Source organism: Reticulibacter mediterranei (assembly GCF_016587455.1).
Genome location: NZ_BNJK01000001.1, coordinates 8,510,479 through 8,536,735, shown reverse-complemented (window position 1 = coordinate 8,536,735; position 26,257 = coordinate 8,510,479). Strand labels below are relative to the sequence as shown.

The following is a 26,257-nucleotide window of genomic DNA, read 5'->3' as shown; positions in this document are numbered from 1 at the left end:
GGCATTATTTGTACTGATCCGGGGTGTCTTCATCTGTCAGATGTGCTACCCCGTGCAACAGCAACAACACAATACCATGGGCCATCTGCTCTGAGGCCATGCTGCCAGGCTCCAGGCTCCATTGCAGCGCCGCCCCCAGAATGGCCCAACTCATCGTTCCTGCCGCTGTTTGCAGCGACACAGTATCCTGAACGCCTTTTTTCCTCTTCTCTGTGAGCCATGCCAGCAACAGCACGGCCAGTTCCTCCTGAATAATGCGCTGGGTCAACGGATCGATGTCTCCCAACGGACGACAACGGCGCTGCACATCTCTGAAATTTTCGAGGACAAGCTGAATGAGGTGCTGCAAAACGCTGCTATTCCAGTACGATACGGGAGGGAGTACACAGACTAGATGGTGAAACTCATCGCGGATCAGCGTCTCCAGCAACGCATATTTATCGGCAAAGTGATCATAAAAGGTTCCTCGATTGACGTTGGCTCGCTCGGTAATCTCTTGAATACTCGTCGCAGGAACCCCCTTTTTCTGCATAATTTCAATAGATGCTCGCTTCAACAATTGGCGTGTACGTTGAATACGTCGATCCTCACGCCGGGGAGAAACCGCCATCATTCTTCCTGCCTTTCTATAATGTGTTCAAATGTATTCAACACATTGTCAGTGGTGGTGAAAACGTCCGCAAAGTTCCCACTGCATAGAGTTCGTTGACGGTAATGCCTTGCCTTCTCAAGTGACTAATGAAACGAGATGCCTCTCTAATGAGCCTTACTCCAAGTAGCCTCGCAACAGGGTTCGGAGCCTGCGGCAACAAAGAAAATAAGGTACGTCGAAAGTCAAGCCGCAAGCAGAAGAAGGGAAGAGAGGGCATTGGATTATTTACACACAAATACGGCCTAGCGCAAGCTGAAACCTTGCCTAAGCCCGACCCTGAGAGTTACTTCTGGATATGAGCATTGTACCATACCTGAAAGGAAACACAATGGAACAACAGTCTTTGCATGAAAGCGTATCGATCCTCCACGAACTGAATTTGGGACAGCACACCCTCTTCGCCATGAGTAATGGTAGTATCGATCTCCTCGCTAACGACGAACAGACGCCCTAACTTGCGGATAACGACTACATCTAGATAGTGATGAAACCGTACCGTTTGTTCATCTCTCTTCAAGAACAGTTTAAAGGGGTAACCAGTATCCATTGACACTGATGCAGTCTCCATGCTATCATCTGGCTGATGAGTAAAAGATATATGTTCCCCTCAAGCGGTGTGAAACCGCTTTTGACGGCGTAAGCCCGGCACAGATCGCGCTTACGTGGCTGTTTGTGAATAGCGCTCTTCTCACGCGCAGCGCTGATCGCGTTGGTGCGAGCGTGTGCGTTGCCTTCATCCTGAAATGTATCTCAGCCCCGTATTGATTGGACCCCTCCTATGTTGCCGGGCTCATTTTCCTTCCCTTCTTGCAGAAATAAGGCGAATGAAAGGATGTTTCATGGTCAACACCACATTCACCGCCGGAAGATTGAGCCTATTTACCATAGAGAAAGCGACCAGAATACATGGACACAGAAGTCATTTCACAACAGCCCGTTTCCCTTTGGCGCAATCGTGACTATCTGTTGCTCTGGCTCGGCCAGACCGTCTCCTCGCTCGGCACTTCATGCACGCAGTTCGCGTTTCCGCTGCTCATTGTGGGACTGACGCGTTCGATCGCTGCTGCCGGGCTGGCATATAGCCTGGGGCAGCTTCCCTACGTCCTCCTGAGCCTACCCGCCGGGGCGCTGGTGGATCGCTGGCCGCGCAAACGCGTGATGCTGCTCTCTACCTTCTGCTTGATGGTGTGCGTGGCGAGCATTCCCCTGACGCTGGGCCTTTCCAGTGGACCACTGCGGCTGCTTCTCCTCTACGCCATCGCCTTTGGCCTGGGAGCCATTTCACTTTTCTACGAGCTGGCCACATCGGCAGCACGGGCATGGGTCGTGCCAAAGAGCCAACTCCCCACAGCAGTCGCACAGAACGAGGTGATCGTCGGCTCCTGCGCGCTTGTCGGGCCAGCGCTGGGCAGTTGGCTCTTTAGCATCAGCAGGCTGCTCCCGTTCGTCACCGACGCGCTTTCCTCTCTGATCTTGCTCGGCTCATTGCTCTCCATCCGCTCGCCCATGCAAGATGAACGGAGGACGCAGCGTCACCACCTGCTCAGAGAAGTGCGCGAGGGACTCACCTGGCTGTGGGAGCATGAGGTCGTGCGCTCGATCCTCCTGATTTCCAGCTATATCAACTTCACCATCACGGCCAGCGTACTTCTCGTCCTGACTATTGTGCAACAGCAGCATATCCCGCCGATGCTCTACGGCCTGATCGTTGCCGCTGGCGGCGTCGGGAACCTGCTTGGCACGGCGCTCTGCCCGCCGATGCTTCGGCGCATACGCTTTGGCCGAGCGCTCTGCTGTGCCCTGATTGTGTTCGTGTTCGTCTTTCCTCTCTATGGCTTCATCACAACGCCACTGCTGTTGGGAGCCGTATACGCTACCATCGCTCTCTCCGACTCGATCCGTGCTATCTTCATGGACAGCTATCGCTTCGCTGTCGTCCCAGATGCCCTGCAAGCCCGCGTCAGTAGCATCTATCGCCTGATCTTATTCAGCGTCCTCACCATTGGCTCTTCCGCACTTGGGCTGAGCCTGGAGCATCTGGGCATTTTGCCGACCGTGGGCATCGTGTGGAGTGGCCTGCTTCTGATCACCGGATGGCTGTTTCTCTCTCGGCACATGCGGCAAGCGACATTCCCACAAGCGTAAACTTCACGCTGTGATGGGAGGGTTTTCGGCCAAAGCGGATAAAGCAAATGCCGGCGATCTCTCGCCAACTCATCGCTAGCATTTCGCAGTGGAGATCAACGATGAGTTGGCGAATCTCTTCTGGCAGGCTCTTGTCCTCGTTGTTTGTTCCAGATTTGGGAAGAGAGAGGTAGGCCCAGAATACGTGTAAAATTCTATCATAAGCTTTTTCATGTTTGATTTTTCCTTTCTTAAAGAAACCCTGTATCGCGTATACTCCCTGCCCTGGATGTGTCGATCAGAGGAAGGAACAACAGGCTGGATTGCGCACTCCATGACCTCTCTTGACAGATATCAGTTGGTAGGGTACTATCCATTTCTGAAACTGAAATCACTTTCAGAAATGGATAGAGCATGGATCAGGAAAGTTTGCAAGTGAAGCAGCCCAGAGGGGCGAGAAGACGAGCGCGCACCCGTGCCAACCTTCTTGTGGCAGCACGCAAGGTGTTTGCGACCTGTGGCTATCATGACGCCACGATCACTGAAATTACCGAAACTGCTGCGGTTGGTGTCGGTACCTTTTACCTGCATTTCCGCGATAAAGAGGCGATCTTCAATACCGTTCTGACAGAAGGACTCGAAGCCATACGCCAGCGGGTGGGGGAGGAGATGGCACACGAGGACAATCCTTCCCTGCCTGTGGTCGTTCGTGCCATTTTTCATCAGGTTTACGCGCAACGCGATATTCTTCGGATTGAGAGAACGGGAGAAGGAGTTGCGGCCCGATCTGGTGGACCAGGAATGCTTCTGGAGATGTTCACGCGTTTCCTTGAGCAGGTTCCCGACCTTTCTCCGTTCTCAGAAGAGGAGATTCCCTTGCTCACTGCACTGCTGGAAGGCCTGATGGACCGGGCCTTCCACTGCTGGTGGGATGAACAGGACGAACCAGATCCAGATCTCATGGCAGATCGTGTCTTGCACGTCATGCAGCATGGCTTCCCTGCCTCCTTGTTTGAGGAACCACAGCAATCATTCTTCAACCATTCTTCGCTCCCTCAGCTCTTTGAATAAAAAGGATCAAACATGTCATCACACGTTGAACGCACGCCTTCTCATGGTAAGCCTGCGACAGCTCAGGCCCTCAATGCGTCGTTGAAAGCACCCAAGGGGACGCGCGTCTTCTTCGTTGACAACCTGCGCGTGTCGCTGACCGCTCTGGTCATTGTGCATCATCTGGCGATCACCTATGGTGCTCTTGGGACGTGGTATTATCAAGATCCGAACAAGGATATGCTGGCAATGATCATCCTGAGTATCCTGGCCGCAATCGATCAAGCGTTTTTCATGGGTTTCTTCTCTCTGCTCTCTGGGTACTTTACCCCTGGATCTTATGACCGCAAAGGCGGGCGCACCTTTCTGTGGGAGAGATACTTACGTCTGGGCATCCCGTTGTTGGTCTATGATCTGGTGCTCGATCCTCTTAGGGAGGCAAGGCAAGAATAATTAATCATCCCGGGGCGAATATTCGAACAAAGGGTTCTGAGGCCAGTATTTGCGTTCGAATATTCGCCCAAATTACCACTAAAAAGGGAAGGAAGACGCAAAAGAAGTCGTCTGTGTCGTCGGGCGCACTCCTAGACTTCTTCCACCTCATACGCCATGCTCCGGAAGCTAGTTCCAGTGCTGCGGACTAAACTGGCGGCATCTTGCGCAGTTGCCTGGCCTTGAGGCGATTGGCGCGCCTTCTGGAGAGCGTCCATGGTGTCCCACTCTAACTCGGCTATCCAATAATAGGGTTCGCCTCCGCGAAGCGCCGTCACGTGACGGCCAATGGTGTAGCGTCGCAGGCCAGGCATTTGCTTGACCAATGGGATATGTACGTCGCGATAGTGGCGCTCAAAGGCCACGGGATCTTCCGGGGTATTCCAAAGTACAATGAATTTGACCATATTGTCCTCGCTTTCAATAGTCACTTATTGTCACTCTATGTTTGCACTTTTGTGAAGGAGGTAGCAGGAAAGGACACCATGTGGTATCAAACATGAGCCTCAAAGCGTGTGTATTTACACACAGGCTCCCTATCAGCGCCTGGTAGCCACCGGAACACTTCAGAAGACGTGCAGGCTTGCGTGCAAATCCTTTACAAGCAGACCAACCCTATGACTCGACGCTGCGGAGGTCTATCGGAGGCTTTCGGTTTTGTGGGAAGTCCCCTCTGCGGCCACCAGCGCCGCCTAAACTGTTCTGTTTTTCTCCATCCTGATAATCGTGTGCCCGCGCGCCTCACCTTTGAGGACGCGTTCCAGAGCTGCGGGCAGTTCCTCGAAGCTGATCTCGTGGCCGATAGCGCTCAGGAGGTGCGCTGGCTTGTAGTCATCAGCCAGATGCTGCCACAATTCGCGCCGCAGCTCCATGGGACAGGTGACAGAATCGATGCCCAGCAGGTTGACCCACGCAAGATAAATGGGAGAACAGTGGTGCTGAAATTGAAGCCGCCGGTGTTGCCAAAGGCTGCGATGGAGCCGCCGTATTGTGTGGTGCGCAACAGATAGGCCAGGGTTGAGCCGCCCACGGCATCGACGCAACCTGCCCAGAGTTCTTTCTCCAGCGGGCGCTTGCTCTCCGCCGAGGTGATGGCACGGTCGAGAATTTCGCTGGCACCTATAGGCGTGTTCGGCCTCTTTGCCGGTGCTGGCCGCGACCTGATAGCCGAGATTGTGCAGGATGCTGAGCGCGATACTGCCCGCGCCACCGGTCGCGCCCGTCACCAGAACCGGGCCATTCTCAGGTTTCAACCCATTTTTCTCCAACTGATGGACTGCCCGCGCGGCGGTAAAGCCTGCTGTGCCAAGCGCCATCGCCTCTTTGAGCGTTAGCCCTTGCAGTTTGGCGACGACCCAATCGGCCTTGACGCGCGTACTCGCTAAAGCCGCCATAGTGGCTGCCCCCCAGGTCGTAGCTGGTCACGATCACCTCGTCGCCCGCCCGAAAACGTGCGTCGCTGGACTCCTCAACCACGCCTGCCAGATCGATGCCCGGCATCATGGGATAGGTGCGCACGACGACCTTCCCCTCTGGGCTTGAGGCCAGCCCATCTTTGTAGTTCACCCCCGAATAAGCCACCTTGATCAGAACCTCGCCCGCTGGCAGTTCTGCCTGGCTCAGCTCTCCCAGCGCAGCGCTAAAACTTTCCTCTGTCTTGTTGACGATAAACGCATGAAACGTTGCTGGCATGTTTGCTCTCCTTCCAGGTGGCGCACCTCCGGCGCATAATGTCTTTGAACGTTTATGGAACTGGCCTAATCTTGGTGAAAGGCCCTCAGGAGCAGCAGTTTTGCTCTTCTTTCCATGCTTAGAATAAGGAGAGCAATTGTTAGACAAACTCATCATTCACCAAAATTGGGCAAGGCCCCAGCAATGATTACACAAGCTCTAAGGAGGCATCGAAACGGGGTGCGGAATGCGTCAACGCACCAAGTGAAATAAAGTCGACACCAGTTCCCGCGATCGCGACGAGTTGCTCAGCGTTTGGATCGATATTTCCCGACGCTTCGATCAAGATCTGCGGTGCTTGTGCACGAATAACGGTCACAGCGTGGCGCATCGTCTCGATGTCCATATTATCTAACAGGATGACGTCTGCTCCAGCACTCAACGCCTCCTGTACTTCCTCCAAGGTTTCGCACTCCACCTCAACCTTCAACGAATGAGGAGCCTGCGATTTCGCGCCTGTAACAACCTGTGCAATACCCCCGGCGGTGACAATATGGTTATCTTTAATCAACACACCATCACTCAAATTAAAACGATGGTTCTGCCCACCGCCGCACCGCACCGCTTCTTTCTCCAGACGGCGCAACCCTGGCGTCGTCTTACGCGTATCACGCACGAGGGCGTGTGTTTCCTCAAGGGCAGCCGCACAACGGGCAGTCAATGTTGCAATCCCAGAGAGATGCCCCAGGAAGTTCAAGGCAACTCGTTCGGCGCTGAGTACTGAACGCGCAGGTCCGGTAATACGTGCCAGCACATCACCAGCTCGTACAGGTGCACCATCGGAGACGACCGCGTCAACGGTGATCCGGCTATCAAACAGGCGAAACGTTTCTATGGCCACGGACAAACCTGCCACGACGCCATCTTCACACGCGAGGATTCGCGCACGCGCTTGTTGATCCTGAGCGACGGTACTCAAGGTGGTGATATCGTTGTAGGCACCATCTTCTTCAAGCGCCAACGTGAGCAAGTCGCGAATGGTTTTGTGCATAAGGGATGTTCCTCTCTTTCCTAAAGGACTGCCTGTCCATCAATCTGCTGTCGCTGCCAGGCGAAGTGGCGATACTCAAGGTTCTCATCGGTTGTCTGGTAGTCGAGACGCCAATGGCTACCACGACTCTCACGACGCTCCAGAGCAGCGACAATCACCAGTTCGGCGACCTGCAACATATTGCGTGTTTCATGCCAGCTACGGTTCATCTCATCCTCCCGTCTTCTGGTTAGCAGGGTCTGTAACTCTCGTACACGCTTCTGAACAGTACATAAGCCGTCGTGACTGCGCGTAAGAGAGACATATTCCCACATCAGCTGCCGCAATTTGCCACGTATTTGCGCGAAAGACATTTCCTTCATCGCAGATAACGATTGTACGTCCATATCAGAAGCCATCGCAGGCGTCTTGAAAATCGATGAAGTTCGTAGTGAAGACCATGGCATGGAGGCTCTCTGCTCGTCTTGCGCAGCCAGGGTATCGGCGACGCGCAGACCATAGACCAGTCCTTCCAGCAAGGAGTTGCTGCCAAGGCGATTCGCTCCATGCACACCAGTGCATGAGACTTCGCCAATCGCGTAGAGCGCGGGCACACTGGTTCGCCCATGGGTATCGACCATAACGCCCCCCATACAGTAGTGCGCGGCGGGCGCGATGGGGAGTAGATCCCACGCCAGGTTCAGGCCGTTCTCACGACAGAAGGCCGAAATGGTGGGAAAACGGGCATGCATCTTCTCGGCAGGCAGGTGCCGCAGGTCCAGGTACTGGCAATCCGTTTCCTCAAGCAACATCTCTCTGAGTATGGCCCGTGCCACGACATCACGGGGCGCGAGTTCTTCCTGCACGCTATAGCGGGGCATAAAACGCTCACCCGCGTGATTGCGCAGATACGCGCCCTCCCCACGCACCGCCTCAGAAATCAGGTGCGAGGTCCCGTTGGCGACGAGAACGGTGGGATGGATCTGCATAAACTCAAGGTCAACCAAGGCGGCTCCAGCACGCCACGCCAGTGCTAATCCATCCGCCGTCGCGCCAGAGGGATTCGAGGTATGGAGCCAGAGGCCGCCCGCGCCACCACTCGCAAGTACGGTCGCCTCGGCACGCAGTGTCAGCGTTTGTCCATCACGATCACTGGCACGTACACCCACACATTTCCCACCCTCCAGCACAAGGTCCTCGACAAATGCTTCTTCAAAGATGGTAATGGAGGAACGCGCACGCACAGCCATCGTCAAGGCTCGCTCGATCTCATATCCGGTCGCGTCGCCGCCCGCGTGCAGCACACGCCAGCGACTATGCGCCCCCTCTCGGCCAAGCAGAAACCCATCAGGCGTTACATGTGCCTCACTTCCCGCTTGCGCGCGGTCAAACTGGACTCCCTGCTCCATCAGCCAGCGCGCGGCCTCCGGTCCTTGCTTGACCAGAATACGCACCGCGTCCGCATCACAGAGACCTGCTCCCGCCGCCATCGTATCTTGAAAATGGAATTCCGGGCTGTCGTCTTGCGCCAAGGCAACCGCGAGTCCCCCTTGCGCATAGCGCGTGTTGCTCTCGCCGAGCTGACCCTTGGTCAGCAGGACGACGCGCATCGTTTCGGGAAGCCGCAGGGCCAACGATAAGCCCGCGATGCCTCCTCCTACAATCGCGACAGAAAAGGGTTGATTATCATCCAGGATAGGCATATCTCTTATTCTCCTTTCCAAGAAAGAGAAAAGGCAAGATGTTATGGAGATAGAGCGAAAGCATGAGAAGAAAGGTTAGCAATGTTCTTTCTTAGTATTTCTTCTCCTTCATGTTCCGCCCCTTGAGTACATTCATACTCAAGGGCGACCTTCGATCACTTAGTGGGGAATCAGGAGGCTTGCCCTGGCTCCAGGCGAGATGGCGGATACGCTCGTTGTAAATGTGTGACCATTCCATTCCTTTCTATTTCAGGCATACTGGGCAATCCCATTGTCATAGGACCCATGCTCTTGAATTATTTTCACCGTTTCCCCTTCGTCAACATTCCTATTTAGAAGAGAGGCTCGCGCTGTTGATGGAACACATTGTAGCTGACGGTTGCCTGGTGGTAGAATGGATATGCCTTCGTATTGACTGTTCGTCTCGTTTCGTATTGACTGTTCGCCTTGTTCCCCCAACTGGGTAGAGACAAAAAGGAGTGGAAAGACCTCGATGCCCCATGCCGAGTATGAGCGGGAACCAGCCTCCCCAGATCAACTGCTTCGCCTCTTTCGTTTGCGACCAGGAGTTGGAAACAAGAAAAAGCTCCGTCAGATCGACCTGGCTGCGCTGGTGGGGGTCGAACCCCGGACCTTGCAGCTCTGGGAGAGTGGCGAGCGTTTGCCTGGTCCCGATAACCTACGGGGCTTGATAGGTGTTCTTTTGGCTGAGCGCCTCTTGTTGCCGGGAGAGGAGGAACAGGAGGCTCGACACCTGTGGGAAACCGTTGCTCAGGCATATGAGGAGCGCCCAGGCACCTACCGTCGCTATCCCTCATTTGACGAGCGCTGGTTCCGTCGCCTGTTGCGAGAGGCCGCGCACACGTCAGGCGCGAAAGATGGACTTCACCAGGAAACACAGGCGGGAGAGCGCGGCGAGCACACCAGCTCCGGAGTCCCACACCCGCCTACCAATCTTCGTCCACACCCCACTGCTTTTATTGGACGTGATTCTGAACTTGCCGAAATCAAGCAACTCCTGGTACACACCCGATTCGTGACCTTGACAGGCGCTGGCGGCTGCGGGAAAACACGCCTGGCGCAACAGGTTGGCGAAGACATGCGTCACCAGTATGCCGATGGCGTCTGGCTGGTGGAATTGGCTACCCTCTCTGATGCTGCCCTGCTACCCGGCCTCATCGCGACCACTCTGGCGCAACAGGAACAGCCAGGACACCCGCTGTTGGAGACGCTTGTCGCGGTTTTGCAAACCAGGCGGATGCTGCTGATTCTGGATAACTGTGAGCATTTAGTGGAAGCCTGCGCCAGTATCGCGGAACATCTGCACGCCATCTGCCCATCGCTGGCTTTGTTGATCACCAGCCGCGAAGCCCTCAACGTTGCGGGGGAGACGGTCTGGCAGGTTGCGCCGCTGACAGTGCCTATCCGCTCTCTCCAGCCAGTAACAGCGGCTAAGATCAGAGAGATAGAGGCAGTCCAACTCTTCCTCGCGCGCGTGCGCCTACTTCTGCCCCATTTCGAGCTGACAGACCAGAATGCGTTGGTGATCGCGTCCATTTGTCAACAGCTTGATGGCCTCCCACTCGCGCTGGAACTGGCTGCCGCCAGGATGAACCTGCTTTCCCTGGAGCAACTGGCTGAGCGCCTGGAAGATCGTTTCCATCTGCTTACGGCTGGTCGGCGTACGGCGCTGCCCCGCCATCAGACGCTACGTGCCACGCTGGATTGGAGCTATGAGAGCCTGAGCCTGCAGGAGCGGCGGCTGTTCAGACGCCTGAGTGTGTTCGCGGGGGACTGTATTCTGGAGGCCATGGAAGCTATCTGCGCCTGGCCTGCAACGGAGACCGATTCTGCCGGGCTGACGATTGAACCGGGGGAAGTGCTGGAACTCCTGGCCCAGCTTGTGAACAAATCTCTGGTCCTGACCGTCTCAGCTCATGGAGGAACGGGCTCGCATACCCTCCGTTATCGTCTGCTGGAAACGATGAAGCGCTATGGGCAGGAACAATTAGAAGAGCGGGGAGGGAAGATCTCACAAGAGTCGTTTCTCTTGCAAGAGCGGCATGCTCGGTATTATTTGAAACTGGTTGAGCAGGCTGATCGCCAGTTGCGCAGCGGCGCGCGAGAAATCTGGTTGGAGCAGCTACGAGCCGAGCAGGAGAATTTGCGCGCCGCGCTGGCCTGGAGCCTCTCCTCCCAGGGAGAGCTGGAGGTGGGCATGCGCATCGCGGGTGTGCTTTACTGGTTCTGGTTACATGAAGGCATCTGGAGTGAAGGGCGCAGTTGGTTGGAAAAGCTGCTGGCAGGGGAGCCGCATTACGTTGAGAGTATTCCTCTAGTGAGAGCAATTCATGGATTGAGCATCCTGGTCTGGGTTCAGGGAGAACGGCACCTGGCTGAGCACCTGGCAAGAGAAGCAGTGGCCCTGGCTCGGCGCGGCGGCGATAACACCCTGCTCGCGAGCACGCTGCGGCTGCTGGTCCAAATTGAACTGAGCCAGGGAAACCAGAGAACAGCCAGGGAGCTCGCCGAAGAGAGCGTGCGCTTGGCACATGAGCAGGGAGATCACTGGAATCTGGCAAGTTCACTACGCGTGCTGGGAACCGTACTCCAGATGCAAGGAGACCATACTCAGGCTGAGCAGTTCTATCAGGAGAGCCTGCGCGGCTTCGAGGAAACGGGGGATCGCTGGGAGCAAACCGGCCCATTGCGCAGCCTGGGACATCTCGCCTGGATGCGAGAAGAATATGAGCTGGCTACTCGCTTCTATACCAGGAGCATCGCCCTCTGCCAGGGCATGCGTGGCACCTGGTTCCTTACTCGTAGTCTGGAGGGACTGGCCAGGGTGGTTTGTGCCCAAGGCGATTTTACACGCGCGGTCACCCTTCTCGCCACTGCGGAGAAACAACGCACCGCCCTGGGGGAGGTCGTCCCGCCCACTGCACGTGCCAATTACGATGATACGATCAGTTTTCTGCATACCTCCCTCAGCTCGCAAGCCTTTGAGGAAGCATGGCACCTTGGCAGTTCGATGAGCAGAGAACAAAGCATAGCCTACGCTCTTGGGAGTGATTCTGGCACCTTCTCCAAGCGTCCTCTGCGCTGATCCAATTCCTTTGTGTTGCTTTCCGTTCTGCTCGTGCTTAAGTACCTGTGTTCCTTGTAGAAAAACTCAGCAAAGAAAGATTACCGCCGTAGAAAAAACTGCCCGAAACCGATGCCATCTTTGCCCAAGTAAGGCAGATCAACGAGGAGGCTGATGCCGATGAGCAAACCTTACGGATCTCAATAGACGCCAAGGCTATCGTCAAGGTGGGCCCTTTTGCCCGGGGAGGTAAGAGTCGCGTTCTAACTAAAGCTGCCGACCATGACTTTGAGCCGATGGCCACCGTGACCCCTGTAGGCATTTTCTTGCCCTCCTCGGACGAGATCTTTTTCTATGGAGTGGTGTCCAAAGTGACCAGCGACTGCCTCGTAGATCGATTAGTCGACTGGTGGGAGACGGTGAAAGAGCGCTTTTCCCAGATCACGACACTCGTCATCAATTTAGATAATGGTCCAGAGAACCACAGTCGGCGCACGCAGTTTATGCAGCGTCTGCTCGATTTCGCTCAGCGGTATCAGATGACCATACGTCTCGCGTATTATCCGCCCTATCATAGCAAATACAACCCGGTTGAACGGTGTTGGGGCATTCTCGAACAGCACTGGAATGGTTCCTTGCTCGATACCATAGATACGGTGATGCAGTACGCGAGGACGATGACTTGGAAAGGGAAATCTCCCGTGGTTGCCTTGGTAACCACCATCTATCAGACTGGCGTCAAATTGACTAAGGAAGCGATGGGGGCAATGGAAAGCCAGATTCAGCGGCTGCCTTCTCTGGAAAAATGGTTCGTGGATATCAAGTGTTCTTCGCCTACTATCCGGGATGATTAATTATTCTTGCATCCCTAGTTACGCCATTCGTAAAATTCCCCTTGTGCACAAAATCTTATGAAAGCATTGGAAGAGCGAAAGATATATTCCATGGTACAAGGAGTTCCGCAGTGAATTGCAAGAAACGATCTAGTTCGCCAACAAATGCCCTCTTCTGTCGGCTAACCGACACTCCAGTCTGACTGCTCATTGTTTGTTGGACGCTTCCATTTTAGCATTATAGATGAGGGTTGCACGATCAAACAACCACGAATAAGAAACCATAAAGAGGATTTTTGATGAGTACGGAAATGATGAAAGCTATCCAGGTTTATGAAGACGGAGGACCGGAAGTCCTGATCTATGAGGATGTGCCGCGTCCTGTTGCGGGACCGGGTGAGGTACTGGTTCGCGTTCATGCTGTAGGCGTTAACCCGGCTGATTGGCGAGCACGGGCTGGCTTCCCGGATGTACCTGAGCAATTCCGACACGCCATTCCGCCAATTTCTCGACCTCATATTCCTGGCTTCGATCTATCTGGTACTGTCGAAACAACTGGGCCGGACGTCACAGCTTTTCGCAAAGGCGATGCAGTTTTTGGCATGATTCGCTTTCCTGGTGGTGGCAAGGCTTATGCAGAATATGCCACGGCCCCGGTCACGGATCTCGCACTGAAACCAGTGAGCATCGATTATATCCAGGCGGCGGCGATTCCGATGGCGGCACTAACGGCCTGGCAGTTTCTCTATCAGGATCTAGAGCCGGGTCAGACTGTCTTGATCAATGGCGCTGCTGGCGGTGTCGGCCACATTGCAGTACAACTGGCAAAGATCAAGGGAGCACATGTCATCGCGGTAGCATCGAGCCGCCACGAGACATTCTTGCGCGAATTGGGTATTGATGAGTTTATCGATTATACCGCCACGCCCACAGAGCAGGTAGTTCGCAACGTTGATCTCGTCTACGATACAGTAGGCGGCGCGAACGGAGATCGCCTGCTCTCCGTTCTCAAGCGCGGCGGCAGGCTGGTGGGAATCAATATTGGCAATTACCCTGCCAAACGCGCCGCCCAACTTGGCATCACCATTGGTACGGGACGTCCGAGCCTCCATCCCGATGCAGCACAACTTGCAGAGATCGGTCGCCTGATCGATGCCGGGCGTCTATGCGTCGGCATCGATACAGTTGTGCCACTTTCGCAGGCACGTCAGGCGCACATACGCGGCGAAAGAGGTCATCTGCGCGGTAAAATCGTGCTGCGCGTTGTGGAAGAAGGCCAAGCCACAATCTAGCCTTCCCCACAAAGGCTGTTCACCAGCGATTCCAGTGAACGACCTCTTCCAGAGGTACACGTGGGCCGCGCTGAAAATCTGTGCCTATCGTATATGCGACCGGGATAAGTGCGGCCTGCATAATCTCGTCATGAGGAATGCCCAGCAGTTCCGCAACTTCCCGATCGCAGAGGGGGCTGAGCGTTGTCCAGGCCGTCCCGAGGCCACGCTCACGAGCCGCCAGCATAAAGCTCCACACAGCAGGCAAAATCGATCCCCAGGTGTTGGCCTGTTCAAGCACCGAGGCACCCTCTGTACGGCCATGAATACAGGGGATCACCAGGGCAGGCACTTCATGCAAATGTTCCAGCAAATAGTTCCAAAAAAACAGAGCGTTTCATAGCGAAATCGAGTGTTCTCTTGATCGCTCGCTTCCGCCATTGCTCGTCTTCTGGCTTCGTGAGGGGAACGACAACCTCACGGGATGGACTACCAGGGGGACAACCCTTTTCCCATCCTCTACTCCCTCCGACCCGAAGGCATCAGGAGCTACTTTTCGTATAATATTGCCCGATCCATTGCAATCAGCATTGATGAGGATACCATCTTTGGAGCAGTACAGCCCGCGCTCAATGCGCTTGCCGCTAAACGTCGGTTTTGTTATCTGCTTGCGGTCATAGATCGGCATCTCATCACGATCAAGGAAACTGGCACGGCTGGTGTAGGACTCTTCGGTGAGAAGAACCGTAATCCCTGCTAGTTCCGCTTTGTAGGTCAACATCTGGATGAACCGCGCATGAGGAATGAACACAAAGTTCTGGTTAGTGCGCTTGCCCATGTTCGCTTCTTGCTTCCATCCGTCATTTTTGCCAATCACCAGCGTCCCTATCCCATGTGCCACCAGATCATCAATGATCCAACGGGATGTTGTGTGCATATAGTGGTCAATACGGCGGTTGCGTGTGTTGGTCAAGCGTTCCATCCGCTTCGTTGTGCCAGTATGCCCGAGCTTGCTCTGTAGCTCTGCTTTCCGCTTGTTGTAATATTGGTTCACGGATTTCACTGGACGCCCGTTAACCAGGACCGACACAAAGCCGGGTTGGTTTGAAGTTAGCGCCACGAGATTATCCATGCCAATATCGATACCAGCGTAGTAAGAAGCGTTCACAGAGGCGGGTATTGCCTCTTTGGTGTAGAGTAGGGTAGGCACCCCGGCGAGGTACTGTATCAGCCCTTTTCCGTGTGCCCCCCTCCGAACCGTGCTGACAATTTTCACTGTACACGGCTCTCCAGTAGTTCTTTCCAAGATGTGCCTCGTTCCGTCAGTCGTTGATCGATTGTTCCCTGATGGATCGCGAGATGACAGGTCCGGCAGGCCACAATGGTTTTTCTCCGGCGTGCTATCATGTAGCGTTTCCAGTTCTCCATTGTTTTTCGCCCTCTCTGGTTCAGATCTGCTAGTTTGTGGACATGGTGGACTTCAACCTTCTCCCGGCTCCCGCAAAGTTCACAGGTGTCTGCTAGTAGCCGTTCGAGTAGTTCGGTCCTCTGGTTCCAGGTTTTAGGCGGCTGGTCATTAAGAATTGCCAGGGGTTTTCGTATCAGTGACAGACCCCCAAAGCGCGCAATAAGTGGAGGTTTTCCATTGCGGGCGACCTTGACTTCCAAACATCTGAGAGTTTTCCCCTCTGGTGTGGTTGTTTTGGTAACATATCGCTGGTGGATTTTCTTGCTGCTGATTTTGTGCTTGTTCGCAAGCGTTCTCAGCAACGATCCCCACATCACCCACTGGAGCCGATACAAGGTCGAGACATTGTATGCCAGTTGATAATATTGCACGATGCCCCGATATTCCGCTTGGTAAAGGGCTACAATCGTGTAATCACTTTGAACGAGATGTTCTCGGCGGTCTACGATTTTTCCTTTGCGCATGTATCGGGCGATCTTCTTCTTGAGAACGTCTGTTGGTACTCGTAAACCAATGCGTCCGTTAATTCGGCGGCGTCCAGCGGTATGCTGGTTGTTTTCTTGTTGGTTTACGATGTCGTAGCCGAGAAATCGCGCAGTCCCGCTTACCGCATGCGTGATGAGCGTCTTTTCTTCGGAGAGGGTTAGTTTGAGGTGTTCATGTAACCATGCTCCGATGGCTTGCTTGATTTGTTCTGCTTCGGCTTTTGTACCTGCAAATCCTAGTAAGAAGTCATCTGCGTACCTCACATATCGGAGTCGTCTGTAATTTGGATCATTCGGATCTTTCGCCGGGATTTGGTTTCGTTGCTGCTTGAGCCGCTTCACTTCCTCTCGGTTCTCTTCCTTTTTCATACGCCCGATTTGCTTGGTCAGCTTTTTCCATTGGAGGTGTTCCTTGCGGGTTTTCCCCCGTGTGCATGCCGGAATGAGTGTTTGGACAATATATTGGTCCAGTTCGTTCAGGTAGATATTCGATAAGAGCGGGCTGACCACCCCTCCTTGTGGTGAACCGCTCAATGTAGGATGGTACGTCCATTCTTCTAAATATCCTGCCTGTAGAAGCCCCTGGATCAGCCACAAGAACCGCTCATCTTTGATGGTTTTGCCTAGTATGTCGATTAGAATACCATGATCTATGGTGTCGAAATACTGTGCGATATCCCCTTCGATGAACCACCGTGTTCCCGTCCATTGATGTTGTATCGTTTGGAGTGCGCTATGACATCCTCGTTCGGGCCGAAAGCCGTGGGAACAGTCGGAAAACTGTACATCGTAATACGCTTCGAGAATGCTGCGTATGACCTCCTGTAAGAGTTTATCCGACCAGGATGGAATGCCGAGCGGGCGCATTTTCCCATTCTTTTTGGGTATTTGTACCCGGCGTACAGGAGTCCATCGAAAGGTTTTCGCCTGGAGTGAGACGATGAGTTGTTCGATTTTCTTCTGTGACATCTCATCCACAGTTTCATCGGTGCTTCCTTTGGTCATTGCGCCATTATTGGCGTAAAGGCGTGCATAGGCACGCAGGTAGAGATCCTTGTTGTACAAGAGTCTATATACTCGTTCCAGTGGCAACCCTTGTTTTCCGCGTTCTTGGATGATTGTTAGGATCGTTTCGGCAGTACGCATCTCGCGTTTCCTCTTTCCTTTCAATCTGAACTACCTAACCCCCTTCACCCTGTCATCGGTTTTCCCGATGTCCGTGGCGGAGCGTGACTTCCGCGATTACTATGGGGTTTCCGTGACCTTGGGGGTCGCCCCCTTTAGGCCATCCCGCGTTCCGTTGGATAAAGACGTTTCGAGTCGTCCGTAGGTCGTCCGTTTGTCCTTCAAGTACCCCGTTGGTAGCTCCATCACCGTTAGGGATTACCCCGGCAAGTCGTCAACCCGATGGTAAACGGTGAAACTGGTTTCAGGCATTTTTCCAGCAACGTCGTTCTGCGTATGGACAGGACTAGACTTTAAGCAGTTTAGCTTTAACCTTAGACAACGGCTTTTGCGGCCCTTCGATACGCAATGCCTTTGTATCTTATCCGCTTTCACATCATGCTGCTTTCCGCCATTGGTTTCCCTCTGACGTTAGATGCGGAAGCCAACAACGTTTCCCTAGTTGTTGCCCTCTGCGAGGGCGATCTTTATCCGCGTGACGCGGCGCACTCACTTCTACGACATAAAACCCGTTACGGGGAACAATCCGTACTTGATCGACGTACGTTTGCTGTGTCTTGACTGTGATTGCCAGTCCTGATGGCTTGATCAGCCCCTGCTGTAACGCCCCTTTTCCTCGGCCACCGCTGAGTGCCTGAATGGTGTAGATGAGGATGTTACGGCCATCCATCTTGTCCTTGTAGCGTGGCAGTTTGGGGCGACCAAGAAATTTCGAGGGATCTTCGTTGTAGGCTTTGAGAGCCTCAAAGAACGATTTCCAATTCCTATCGAGCTGCATCAAGATTTGCTGACTGACTTTGGCGGGTAAGGCTTTATAGGCTTCATGTGCCTTCATGCGCCGTTGTACCTCATTGTAGTTGAGGTACTTCCCCTCGAAAATATAGGTTTGGCGAATGAGGTAGAGAGCAGCATTATACAGATTTTTCGACTTGAAGGCCGCCTCATCGATGACTGCAAAACGAGGATCGGCTCGATCAATGACGTGGCGTTCGGTTAACTGCATAACGTTGCTCCTCCCTTCTTTCTTTTGTTTGCTACCGAGTGGTTATTACTACTTTTCCTTCTCTAAACAACGCGCAACCGCCGTACGACCACAGATTGACTATTTTGCTGTAAATCGACCTTAAAGGGTACACGGTCTCCTCTTACTCCTTCAGGTAGATCCACTGGAGTCATCCCAAGTTCCCGGCACATGCGAATACCAAATGGGGAAGTTCCCACTGCATAGAGTTCGTTGACAGTAATGCCTTGCCTTCTCAAGTGACTAATGAAACGAGATGTTTCTCTAATAAGCCTTGCTCCAAGTAACCTCGCAACAGGGTCAGGCTTATCGGGATTAGGTTCGTTATCCTTAATGAATGCATCTGCATGCTTTACTGCCATCTCAGCAATGTACAGCGAAAGCGTTGTGTTAGGGATAAAAGGCATAATATCATCGACAGGGATTGTCCTATTGAGAAGCCTACCTCGTAGACGTAGATCAAGCGTCGCATCAGGCAACGGAAATGCTGAAATGTACCCAACGACCTCTGTTCCTTTACGCAAGATATGTACTGATTGCGGATTCTTGCGTATCCATGCTCTTAGCACTTCCTCTGGGACTGCATGGGCCTCACCACCTGAAACACTTGCAGTCAAGGCGTGAATAGCAGGAATGTCTTCATTGAGTGCTAGTCCAAATTGGAGTGTCTCTGTACTATAGGGCTGTTGAAGCGCCTTCAAGTTCCGGGCATAAGTATCAATCTCAGACTTGGAGTAGAATCCCTCTGTTCTACCCGGAAAAGTAATTTTCTTGATAGTTTTCTCCCTGACCAATGTGTAAAAGTTGGTGGAAGGGATACCGATCATGGCAATAGCTTCTTGAGCCGTGTACATTCCTGGTGGGGCTTTCTTTCTATTTGGCATATATTCTCCTTGTTGTTATTGGACTGTTTCCCCATTATAACATACATTTCGTAATCTTGGTAGTCTTGGTAGTCTTCGGCTTGACTTTTACCAATCTCTGTGGTATTCTTGTTTGTAGGCTTGGTATTCTTCGTAGTGTACGATGACTTTGAAGGGGCTTTCGAGTCACGATATCAAGCCTGCTTTCACGATGGTGAAGCGTATATTCTCTAGGAGTTGCCAACCAGATTAAAGAAGACTTTACATTGACGACTTTGGAATCTTTCTTGAAGGATACGTGAGGAAAAAGCCTGTAGCGCATTTTCTGTGCAGTGTGAATGTGGACTATCTTGCCGGACGGAACACATTCACACTATCTGCCACAGAGTTCGAACCAATGCGGCCCTCGTATGGTAACGAAACTTTGATGTGTAGTCAATCAGAACATTTGTTCATATTATTCTAAGCAAAGGATGATACACATGGACCCCCGACGAGCAGAACCTTAAAACCCAATCCCTGGAAGAAGTTCCCTCGTATGTCGAGGAGCAAGCCGCTGACTTTGTCCTGTTTTGTGATGCACTGGAGATTGACGCTCAACCTGACGACGACACGTCTTCTTGCTAAGACGGAAAGGAAGCATACCATATGGCAAACCTGACCACCACGAACAATGCTTTTGACGACGACGAGGAAGAGTACTTCGTGTTTCCGGTTCCTGAAGGCGGCGAGGAGGACGACGAACTGGTGATCCCTATTCTCTCAGAAGAGGAAGCTCACGCCATTCTCGATGCTGACGAGCAAGAAGACGAGTAGTGGTGTACGAACGTGCAATGGCAGGTGGGAGCCTTCTCGCTTCTGCTTGCCTCAGAAGGAGACAGAGAGAAATCATGAAAGAAGAGAGAAAGGATACCCCGCGCTATCAGGTCTGGCGGATGTACTGGATACAGAAGCTTCTAGAGCAAAACGAACAGTCCACCTATAAACCGATCTCTCCTCATAAGACGCCTGAGCAGTTTCGGGCGGAGATGCGAGCAGATTACGAGAGGCAATTGCAAGCTATTCGTCAGGAGATTACACCGGAACTCCTCTCGGCCCAGTAGCGCGGCCCTTATGGCACGGACGACCGACTATCAGTACGTCAGAAACACATACACATCGGCAGGTGGGAGCTTCCCGCTCCTGCTTGCCCCATGAGGAGTAACGTATTCATGACCCAACAGATCAATCCCGTGTGCAAGGCAACTGGCACCCATGACTGGCAAGAGACGGTCAGCCACACCTATCGCACGTGCAAGCGCTCTGGCTGTCGCGCCGCCCAGCGGCTCGTCGCTGGCACCTGGAAGCACGTCACCTCTTCCTCAACACCACGCGAGCAGCAAGACACAGTCTCCTCCTCGCTGCTGTGGGGGACGCAACAGTGGAACGCGCTCACCTTTCCCTATCCGGGCTACGATCCAGAGCGAGAGCGATACATGGAACAGCAATACCACAAGGCGGTCACGGAAGAACACCACTACCGCGCAACTCACCGCACAACGAGAGGAGGGATCTAATGCAACTCATTCACCTGCTGTGTCCACGCGAACAGACCTTCCCTCTGGAACAGTCCTTCAAAGACCAATTTCTGGGTCAGGACGCCTTTGGCGTTGTCGATGTCGGCTTTGTCGAGAAGCAACCGGTCGGATTTGTCGTGCTGATGGCAAAAGAGCAATTTGACGAAGAGTTTCTGGCGCAACTGCACGCTGATCCCGACGTCACTGGCTACTCCACCTTTTCGCTGACTGATGATGACGCGTTCTTGTATCCGTTCGGGTGTGAACTGGTGACTGGATAGAAAGGCTGGGATGCGATGAACCGGTGGCCGCGAGAAGCCATCACCGTTGGTGTGACGCTCCTCTTCCTGCTCGTAGCAAGCGTGATGCAGATCACCGTGCAGGATGCTGATTATGCAGAAGACCTTACGTCAGTAGAACCCATTACCAGCTTTACTGATGAAGAAATGAAAGAGGCTCTGGACGCTGGACGTCTCACCGCTGAACAGTGTGTCTGGATGGAGAGCCAGGGCATCAGTTGGGAAATCCAGGTTCACCATCTTCCCTGATCGTCTACTCGTCTTGTCGTTGTTTTGTCCTAAAGAATCGGAGAGATACGTAATGATTGCACTGCCCCTGTCGTATGACGTTTCACTTTCCACTGAGATCGGTCAATTGGCCGATCTCCCCCTCGATACACGACCCGCATCTGGGCAAGAGGACGGGGTGACTATAGACCTGCTTGGATGCTACTTGCGTGAGATCGACCGCTACCCGCTCCTATCCGCGCAACAGGAACGGCACCTGTTCGCGTGTCTTGCGCAAGGCGATGGAGCCGCCCGCACCCACCTCATTGAGGCGAATTTGCGCCTGGTCGCGTCCATTGCCAAGCATTACCAGGGACCGGACGGGTTCGGCACCCCGCTGCTCGACTTGATCCAATATGGCAATATCGGCCTCGTTCGTGCCGTAGACAAGTATAACCCAACCTTTGGAGTGCGCTTTGGCACCTATGCCACCTACTACATCAAAGCAGCGATCTGGCGGGCGCTCGATGAACACGGACGCCTGATCCGTCGCTCTAGCTATCAGATCGAGCAGTATCGACACCTCCACGCCCTCACCGATGATCTGACCCACAAGCTCGGACGGATGCCGACCATAAGCGATCTTGCGCTCCACACCGGGCAATCCGAGCGCTTTCTTCTCCAGGCACAGACCGTCGATCAACTGCCTCTGTCGCTGGACGCTCCTCTCTCACCCGTGAGCGATGAGGCCACACTGCATGAGACGCTTGCGAGCCAGCAGTCGCCTGATCCTGCGGAAGTGCTAGGTGAGCAGGAACGCGTCCAGGACATGCGGGAGGCAGTGACAATGCTGCTTTCTGCACTCACCCAACGCGAACGCGAGGTCATCACCTGCCTGTTTGGGCTGGATGGCAACGGGGAACGCGAAGCCCTTGCTGCGGGTTCGGAGCTTGGCATGTGTCGTTCTCGTGTCTACCAGTTGTTCCATTCCGCCATGCGCAAACTGCGCCGTGCCGCCGCTACGCATGGTTTCACCTCTCAGTTGTTTGAGTCGCGTGCCCCAAGCGCACACAGAAAGGAAATGCCTCTATGACCACGACCTACGTTCCCGAAACCTTTCAACGGGAGGGATTGCCTCCCATCCAGCTTGAGGCACTTCCCGGTCAGGTGGAAGGGGTCTGCTTTACCGTCGAACCGGAAGTCCATGAGGCACTCGTTGCCACCATCGCCCGCTGGTTTGAAGGGCGCGAAGAAGTCCGGCTCATTGATTACGGCACCACTGATAAACAGGGCTGGGGCTACCTGATGGTGGAATGGTATGAATGCCGGGTGGACCCGCTGTTCCTTGCCATCTTGCGTGATGAGGAAACCGTCATTGACTACACCGTCTACACCTGCGATCTGGATGAAGAGGGAGAAGCTCCAACAGATGATACAGCCAACTTCGATTATTCTACCGATGATGACGATGAGTATGGTGACATCTAAGAAGAGGAGGACGAACCGATGCCAACCACACGACGTGGCACGCGTTCCGCTGCAGTGAGCAGCCGCACCAACCGGAGCGTGAACAATGTGTCTTTTGTGAACCGATCCACCACGACCGGCCCGGCCATGCGGACCAGTCATCCCGCCCTCTTTATCGTGGCGGTGGGGATAGGCTTTCTGCTGTTATGGCTGGTGGCGCTGATGACGCAAATCCAGACCAACGAAGCCTTTATCACGAGTGCCGGGCAGGTCGATGTCTATCACCCCAATTGGGCCGTGTTTCTCCAACTGCCGAATCTGATCCTGGGCAACGATACGCCACAAGATGCCATCGCCACCATCTTTGGCTGGGGTATTGAACTGGTGTACCTGGGCTTTATCATCGGGGCCGAAGTCCTGCATGACTCAGTAGCCCGCTCTGGTCAAGCAATGGCCCGTCTCTTCAAAACCTGTTCGTGGGTGATTGTCCTGTTTAACGGCTGGGCCGACTACAACTATGGCACCTTTGGGGGAGCCTGGGGCCATATCCTCTTTGCCGCCATCACCTCGTTTATCGTTGGCTACTTTGGCACCATTGGCATGTACCTCATCGAAAGCGGGTGGAGCCGTGCGTAAGAACGATGAACACGATCTCCTCTTTGAGGAAGAGGAAGACGACTTGCTGGACGAGCAACGAGACCGCGACGATCTGGAACCAGATGAGCAAGAAGATGACACCACAGCGGGAGGAGGCAGCAGCACGCTGCCCTCTCCCCATGTTCGTTTGTCCTCTCTCCGTCCCGATCAACTCTGGCTTACCGGTGGAGCACTGGTAGCCTCTGGTATCGCAGATGTGGCCATGCATTTCGACAAAACGGGCGTCTTCTTTGGCCTGGTGGCAGTCGGGGTCGTAGCCCGGCACAGCAATGACATCCTCGATCATCTGGTGCCTGGGCGCGATGTCGAGCGAGTACGGGCACTCACCGCACAGGTGGTGGACCGGGTGCTACCGGTGCAAGCCGACGAAGAGGAGGACGAGCGACACGAAGAGCAAGCGGTGGGGGCGAAACTGCAACGGCTCCTAGGTGTGCGACGCAGAAGAGAGGAACCAGAGGAGGAGGAAGAAGCGCAGCACACCCACCCACGTACGATGGCAGACGATCATCTCGACTTAGGGCCGAACTTTCAGCCCCATGCCAGCAGCATCCTCTCCAAACGCATTGGCCTCTTCGGGATACCGGGGAGCGGCAAGACCAATGGCCTGACCGTCTTTCTGGAAGAGTTGGGACGCTTGCGGCAGATTGGTGTTCCGTTTGTGCTGGCTGATACCGAAGGGGAGTACGACGTGTTGCATCACCCGGACTACCTGCTGCGTCCCTACAAAGCGGGTATCCATAACGTGCGGGGAGACAACGCCTTTGCCTTTGGGCAAGCGGTGTTAGAGCGGGGACGGCAGGTGATCCTCAACTTGCAGAGCTACGACGATGACAATGAAGCGGCCCTCGTCATGATCGAGATCATTCGAGGCATGCGCAGTTGGGCAGAGGCGAGGCCCAATGACGAGCGGGCCACCTGCATGTTTATTCTGGATGAGGCGTCCATCTGGCTTCCCCAGCGCCAGGAAGAAAGTAGTCTCTCCAAAGAGAAAGATGCCGCTGGGCAAACCCTGCTCGCGCGACTGCAACAAGCCTTCTTTGGCACGGTGGTCAGGCGTGGACGCAAACGGGGCATCGGCTTTCTCTTCGCGACCCAACGACCTGCTGATCTGGATAAGCGCTGCATCTCGTGTGACTGGCTTATCCTGTTTCGGCAAACCTTCCCTAACGATCTCAACAAGTACGCTGAGCTTGGCGTGCCCAAGGATGTCGCCCAGGCGCTTGCACCGGGAGAGGCGATGGTCATTGACCCGAAAGGTCGCCGTCACGTGCAGCAGTTTCGTCAGCGTCACTCCCCTGACCGCTCCCAATCCCCCGGTCTCGCCTCTCTTGAGCGGCATGCCACACGTTGGGCACAACAACCAGAACAAGAGGAGGACGATCGAGAGGAGCCAGACGCCAGCATGTCACAGAGACAGACAACCGGCGACGTTGCCCCACCTCCGTCCAATGTGACGCCACTGCCCACACCAGTCTTGCCGGAGAAGGGGCCACGAGCGGAAGAGATTGATCTGGCAGCAGCGATTGCCCTGTGGAATTGTGGCTACAATAGCGAACGCAAACTCATGAAAGCCTTTCATCTGACCCTGCATCAGGCAAGACGTTTGAGCAAGATGATCGAGGAACAAGCAGACAAACCAGCATCTGAGCGTGCCACTGATTGATTGATTGAATGATTGATGGCAAGAAGGGAGAAACATGAGCGTGAAACGGGGGCAAGGGCCATCAATCATTCAATCAATCAATCAATCACCAGACAAGGAGCAAGGAAGATGAAACAGCAACCAACAGGCATCCAGAACGCCATCAAGAAGACAGCAATCCAGGTCCAGAGAGCTGCTAGCATATTCTGGACGAAGAGTACCAGTCTATGGCACAAACTCCAGCCAGAACCACGCAAGCAAAAGCCAGCACGAGCCGTTCGTCATCAGTCCTGGATTGACCGGGCCGTAGATGGAGCCTTTCTCTTCGTGACCAGTCTCGCCTTTCTGGTGTTTCTGGTGGCCTCGCTGCCGCATGTAGCCTACTTTTTCGCCGCCTTTGAGCCACAAAATTCAGACGGCACGCTTTCGGACTGGTGGTGGTTCGTAGCGTACCTGATCGCTGGGGCCATTAACATTACCGAATTTCTGCTCTCCATTAAGTTTGCCCGTGAGTTACGGAACGCGACCTATGGGCTTCCCTGGTATCAGAAACTCTTGCCGATCCTGGGATGTGTGTTAAAGTTCTGGCCCTTCATCCTGCTGATTTCGGGTTTCAGCTGGGCTGCCAACTTACAACATGCTCGTGAGTTTCACAGTGACATGCTGCTTACGGCTGAAAGTGTGACCGTGACGATCCCTTTCATGCCTTACATTTCAACATGGCGCGATTTAAACCCGTACATCGTTTCGGCCTTTCCGATCTTAAATATCGCTTACACCTTAATGTTTGACAGTAGCCGTCATGAAAGTAACTTACAGCCTGAAACCCTGAAACCTGTAAGTCAACCCAGTACTGCCTTACAGCCTGCCCCTGTAAGTCAACCGATGACGCTTACAACCTTTCAAGCTGAAATGCTGAAAGGGTTTCAAGCGATGCAGGAAGCCCACGTGCAGGCCATGAAAGAGATGCAACGTGAAAGTGTGAAAGTGATGGTCGAAACCTTGCATCATCTGGCAGCGGCAAAGGCTCCCCAACAGACAGGCTCGCCTCATCTCAAAGCGGTCGGCAAGAAACCGGCCCATATCCGCAAGGGAGGCAGTAACTACGAGGAACCTATTCGTAAGTTACTGCAAGACAATCCCACCATTACGGCGACAGAAGCTGGAAGAAAAGTCGGTTGTTCGCATGTCACCGCTGGCAAAATCTTAGCCGGGTTACGGGTCACGATTACAGAAGTTCCTGATGAAAGTGCCCCGATTGAAAAGGTTGTAGCGAAGGTGACAGTCCCCTTACAGAGTGAAAGCGCGTAAGCCATGTGCGAGATGAAACCTGTAAGGCTGTAAGTGATGGAACTTACACGCTTTCACTTACAGACTTACAGAGCATCTCTTTCAGCCTCATCCGTCCAAGCGTGTGGTCAGAGTGCGACCCTCTGACGAGGCCATGTGAACTGGCGATGAAGTGCGTCATCATGAACACAAACAAGCAACACATC

24 protein-coding genes and 3 pseudogenes are annotated in these 26,257 nt (G+C 53.9%); 17 read left to right on the top strand and 10 right to left on the bottom strand.

From position 1 onward, the window contains the following. Positions 1-4 precede the first annotated feature (4 nt). A complete protein-coding gene (locus tag K3T83_RS36620; RefSeq protein ID WP_220207849.1) occupies positions 5-613 on the bottom strand; it encodes a TetR/AcrR family transcriptional regulator in 609 nt (202 codons plus the stop codon). A gap of 367 nt (positions 614-980) precedes the next feature. Here K3T83_RS36620 and K3T83_RS57385 point away from each other — a divergent pair, with 367 nt between their 5' ends. The 4 genes from K3T83_RS57385 (at position 981) to K3T83_RS36605 (ending at position 4,279) form a co-directional block, all read left to right on the top strand. Further along, the gene (locus K3T83_RS57385; RefSeq protein ID WP_268963501.1) at positions 981-1,106 is read left to right on the top strand and encodes a hypothetical protein; all 126 of its coding nucleotides are present in this window, start codon (positions 981-983) and stop codon (positions 1,104-1,106) included. A gap of 452 nt (positions 1,107-1,558) precedes the next feature. Continuing rightward, positions 1,559-2,797, top strand: a complete 1,239-nt coding sequence (locus K3T83_RS36615; RefSeq protein WP_220207848.1) for an MFS transporter — start codon at positions 1,559-1,561, stop codon at positions 2,795-2,797. 393 nt (positions 2,798-3,190) lie between these two features. After that, positions 3,191-3,847 carry a TetR/AcrR family transcriptional regulator gene (locus K3T83_RS36610; protein ID WP_220207847.1) on the top strand — a complete coding sequence of 219 codons (657 nt, stop codon included), beginning with the start codon at positions 3,191-3,193 and terminating at the stop codon, positions 3,845-3,847. A 12-nt stretch (positions 3,848-3,859) separates the two neighbouring features. After that, positions 3,860-4,279: an acyltransferase family protein gene (locus K3T83_RS36605; protein WP_220207846.1), complete on the top strand. Its 420-nt coding sequence runs from the start codon at positions 3,860-3,862 to the stop codon at positions 4,277-4,279. A gap of 131 nt (positions 4,280-4,410) precedes the next feature. On the opposite strand, the gene K3T83_RS36600 is transcribed toward K3T83_RS36605, so the two are convergent. From K3T83_RS36600 to nadB, 4 genes and pseudogenes are all read right to left on the bottom strand, one after another. Next, entirely contained in the window at positions 4,411-4,725 is a 315-nt protein-coding gene (locus K3T83_RS36600) for an EthD family reductase (protein ID WP_220207845.1), read from the bottom strand. A 285-nt stretch (positions 4,726-5,010) separates the two neighbouring features. Next, positions 5,011-6,010, bottom strand: a pseudogene (locus tag K3T83_RS58085) (acrylyl-CoA reductase family protein). A 187-nt stretch (positions 6,011-6,197) separates the two neighbouring features. Continuing rightward, entirely contained in the window at positions 6,198-7,040 is an 843-nt protein-coding gene (gene nadC / locus K3T83_RS36590) for a carboxylating nicotinate-nucleotide diphosphorylase (protein WP_220207843.1), read from the bottom strand. A gap of 20 nt (positions 7,041-7,060) precedes the next feature. After that, entirely contained in the window at positions 7,061-8,722 is a 1,662-nt protein-coding gene (gene nadB, locus K3T83_RS36585) for an L-aspartate oxidase (RefSeq protein ID WP_220207842.1), read from the bottom strand. A gap of 493 nt (positions 8,723-9,215) precedes the next feature. Between nadB and K3T83_RS36580 the strand changes: the two genes are divergently transcribed. The 3 genes and pseudogenes from K3T83_RS36580 (at position 9,216) to K3T83_RS36570 (ending at position 13,932) form a co-directional block, all read left to right on the top strand. Next, positions 9,216-11,828, top strand: a complete 2,613-nt coding sequence (locus K3T83_RS36580) for an ATP-binding protein (RefSeq protein WP_220207841.1) — start codon at positions 9,216-9,218, stop codon at positions 11,826-11,828. A gap of 92 nt (positions 11,829-11,920) precedes the next feature. Further along, positions 11,921-12,661: pseudogene (locus K3T83_RS36575) on the top strand (ISAzo13-like element transposase-related protein); the annotation flags it as partial. A 278-nt stretch (positions 12,662-12,939) separates the two neighbouring features. Continuing rightward, complete coding sequence (locus K3T83_RS36570; RefSeq protein ID WP_220207840.1) at positions 12,940-13,932, top strand: NADP-dependent oxidoreductase; 993 nt, start codon at positions 12,940-12,942, stop codon at positions 13,930-13,932. Positions 13,933-13,951: 19 nt separating this feature from the next. Here K3T83_RS36570 and K3T83_RS36565 read toward each other — a convergent pair. The 5 genes and pseudogenes from K3T83_RS36565 to K3T83_RS36545 all read right to left on the bottom strand — a co-directional run. Continuing rightward, a pseudogene (locus K3T83_RS36565) lies at positions 13,952-14,287 on the bottom strand (nitroreductase family protein); the annotation flags it as partial. A 21-nt stretch (positions 14,288-14,308) separates the two neighbouring features. Next, positions 14,309-15,187: an RNA-guided endonuclease InsQ/TnpB family protein gene (locus K3T83_RS36560; protein ID WP_220207839.1), complete on the bottom strand. Its 879-nt coding sequence runs from the start codon at positions 15,185-15,187 to the stop codon at positions 14,309-14,311. Beyond that, positions 15,184-17,010: a reverse transcriptase domain-containing protein gene (locus K3T83_RS36555; protein ID WP_220203951.1), complete on the bottom strand. Its 1,827-nt coding sequence runs from the start codon at positions 17,008-17,010 to the stop codon at positions 15,184-15,186. Before K3T83_RS36555 ends, K3T83_RS36560 begins: the two co-directional genes overlap by 4 nt. Positions 17,011-17,425: 415 nt before the next feature. Then, complete coding sequence (locus tag K3T83_RS36550; protein ID WP_220207838.1) at positions 17,426-18,052, bottom strand: hypothetical protein; 627 nt, start codon at positions 18,050-18,052, stop codon at positions 17,426-17,428. Between the two features lie 62 nt (positions 18,053-18,114). Continuing rightward, on the bottom strand, positions 18,115-18,954 hold the full coding sequence (locus K3T83_RS36545) for a helix-turn-helix domain-containing protein (protein ID WP_220207837.1): 840 nt from the start codon (positions 18,952-18,954) through the stop codon (positions 18,115-18,117). A 627-nt stretch (positions 18,955-19,581) separates the two neighbouring features. On the opposite strand from K3T83_RS36545, the gene K3T83_RS36540 reads away from it, so the two are divergent. The 10 genes from K3T83_RS36540 to K3T83_RS36495 all read left to right on the top strand — a co-directional run bounded on the left by K3T83_RS36540 (position 19,582) and on the right by K3T83_RS36495 (position 26,072). Continuing rightward, complete coding sequence (locus K3T83_RS36540; RefSeq protein ID WP_220207836.1) at positions 19,582-19,749, top strand: hypothetical protein; 168 nt, start codon at positions 19,582-19,584, stop codon at positions 19,747-19,749. A gap of 74 nt (positions 19,750-19,823) precedes the next feature. Next, entirely contained in the window at positions 19,824-20,036 is a 213-nt protein-coding gene (locus K3T83_RS36535) for a hypothetical protein (RefSeq protein ID WP_220207835.1), read from the top strand. 108 nt (positions 20,037-20,144) lie between these two features. Then, a complete protein-coding gene (locus K3T83_RS36530; RefSeq protein WP_220207834.1) occupies positions 20,145-20,489 on the top strand; it encodes a hypothetical protein in 345 nt (114 codons plus the stop codon). Then, entirely contained in the window at positions 20,489-20,770 is a 282-nt protein-coding gene (locus K3T83_RS36525) for a hypothetical protein (protein ID WP_220207833.1), read from the top strand. Before K3T83_RS36530 ends, K3T83_RS36525 begins: the two co-directional genes overlap by 1 nt. Positions 20,771-20,785: 15 nt before the next feature. Beyond that, entirely contained in the window at positions 20,786-21,037 is a 252-nt protein-coding gene (locus tag K3T83_RS36520) for a hypothetical protein (protein WP_220207832.1), read from the top strand. Between the two features lie 52 nt (positions 21,038-21,089). Further along, positions 21,090-22,088 carry a sigma-70 family RNA polymerase sigma factor gene (locus K3T83_RS36515; RefSeq protein WP_220207831.1) on the top strand — a complete coding sequence of 333 codons (999 nt, stop codon included), beginning with the start codon at positions 21,090-21,092 and terminating at the stop codon, positions 22,086-22,088. After that, a complete protein-coding gene (locus K3T83_RS36510; RefSeq protein WP_220207830.1) occupies positions 22,085-22,483 on the top strand; it encodes a hypothetical protein in 399 nt (132 codons plus the stop codon). Before K3T83_RS36515 ends, K3T83_RS36510 begins: the two co-directional genes overlap by 4 nt. An 18-nt stretch (positions 22,484-22,501) precedes the next feature. Next, positions 22,502-23,098: a hypothetical protein gene (locus K3T83_RS36505; protein ID WP_220207829.1), complete on the top strand. Its 597-nt coding sequence runs from the start codon at positions 22,502-22,504 to the stop codon at positions 23,096-23,098. Next, positions 23,091-24,782 carry a helicase HerA domain-containing protein gene (locus K3T83_RS36500; RefSeq protein WP_220207828.1) on the top strand — a complete coding sequence of 564 codons (1,692 nt, stop codon included), beginning with the start codon at positions 23,091-23,093 and terminating at the stop codon, positions 24,780-24,782. Before K3T83_RS36505 ends, K3T83_RS36500 begins: the two co-directional genes overlap by 8 nt. Before the next feature lie 108 nt (positions 24,783-24,890). Next, positions 24,891-26,072, top strand: a complete 1,182-nt coding sequence (locus K3T83_RS36495; RefSeq protein ID WP_220207827.1) for a hypothetical protein — start codon at positions 24,891-24,893, stop codon at positions 26,070-26,072. The last annotated feature ends 185 nt before the right edge of the window (positions 26,073-26,257 follow it).